Annotated in this window: 1 protein-coding gene; it reads right to left on the bottom strand. The window is 72.5% G+C overall.

The annotated features are described in order from the left end of the window. On the bottom strand, positions 1 to 1395 hold a 1395-nt coding region (locus tag VR44_RS36180), incomplete at its 3' end, for a DEAD/DEAH box helicase (protein ID WP_045951901.1). Positions 1396 to 1479: the final 84 nt, after the last annotated feature.

Raw genomic sequence — 1479 nt, 5'->3', positions numbered from 1 at the left:
GCCCGAGCCGGAGCCGCTGCGCGCCTTGGGCTGCGCGGGCGGCTGGGGGACCTCCAGGACGACGGGGATGCCGGAGGGCTCGCGGGCGCCGGTGAGCTGGGCGAGTTCCTCGTCGGAGGACTTGATCTGCGCGGTGCGCGGGGAGATCCCGGCGTCCGACATCAGCCGGGTCATGTCCCGCTTCTGGTCGGGCAGGACCAGGGTGACCACGCTGCCGGACTCGCCGGCGCGGGCGGTGCGGCCGCCGCGGTGCAGGTAGTCCTTGTGGTCGGTGGGCGGGTCGACGTTGACGACCAGGTCGAGGTCGTCGATGTGGATGCCGCGGGCGGCCACGTTGGTGGCGATCAGCGCGGTGACCTCGCCGGTCTTGAACCAGTCCAGGGTGCGGTTGCGCTGGGGCTGGGAGCGGCCGCCGTGCAGGCCGGAGGCGCGCACGCCCTCGGCGAGGAGCTTCTTGACCATGCGGTCGACGCCGCGCTTGGTGTCGACGAACATGATGACCCGGCCGTCGCGGGCGGCTATGCGCGTGGCCACGGCCTTCTTGTCGGTCTCGTCCATGACGTACAGGACGTGGTGCTCCATGGTGGTGACCGCGCCGGCCGACGGGTCGACGGAGTGGCCGACCGGGTCGGTCAGGAACATCTTGACGAGCTTGTCGACGTTCTTGTCGAGGGTCGCCGAGAACAGCATGGTCTGCCCGCCGGGCTCGACCTGCTTGAGCAGGGCGGTGACCTGCGGCATGAAGCCCATGTCGGTCATCTGGTCGGCCTCGTCGAGGACGGTGATCGAGACCTGCGAGAGGTCGGCGTCCCCGCGGTCGATGAGGTCCTTGAGGCGGCCGGGGGTGGCGACGAGCACCTCGGCGCCGCGGCGCAGGGCGCCGGCCTGCCGGTTGATGGACATGCCGCCGACGACGGTGGCGACGCGCAGGTTGACGGCCGTGGCGTAGGGGGTCAGGGCGTCGGTGACCTGCTGGGCGAGCTCGCGGGTCGGTACGAGGACCAGCGCGAGCGGCGCCTTGGGCTGGGCGCGGCGGCCGGAGGTGCGGGCGAGGAGGGCCAGGCCGAAGGCGAGGGTCTTGCCGGAACCGGTGCGTCCGCGGCCGAGGAGGTCGCGGCCCGCGAGGGAGTTCGGCAGGGTCGCGGCCTGGATCGGGAAGGGTTCGGTGACGCCCTGGGCGGCGAGGGTCTTCAGCAGCGCCTCGGGCATGTCCATGTCCTCGAACGCGGCCACCGGCGGGAGGGCCGGGGTCTGCGGTTCGGGCATGGTGAATTCCTGGGGCCTGGCCACGGGTGCGGGCTTCTGCCGCCCCGCACCAGCCTTCGGACGTCCCTGGGCCGCGCCTCGGCCCCGGCTGGGGCGGCGGCTGGGTCGTGCGGAGCTGGAGCTGGTCATGCGGAAAAGCCCTCCTGAAACCGGCAGGTACGACAAAGGTGGAGACAGCAGACAAGCCGGGGCCCGCACCTCGCGGTGCGGACC

Source organism: Streptomyces katrae (genome assembly GCF_000966975.1).
GTDB classification, from domain to species: domain Bacteria; phylum Actinomycetota; class Actinomycetes; order Streptomycetales; family Streptomycetaceae; genus Streptomyces; species Streptomyces katrae.
The sequence above is the reverse complement of the archived record's forward strand: the minus strand, read 5'-3'. Positions and strand labels throughout refer to the sequence as shown.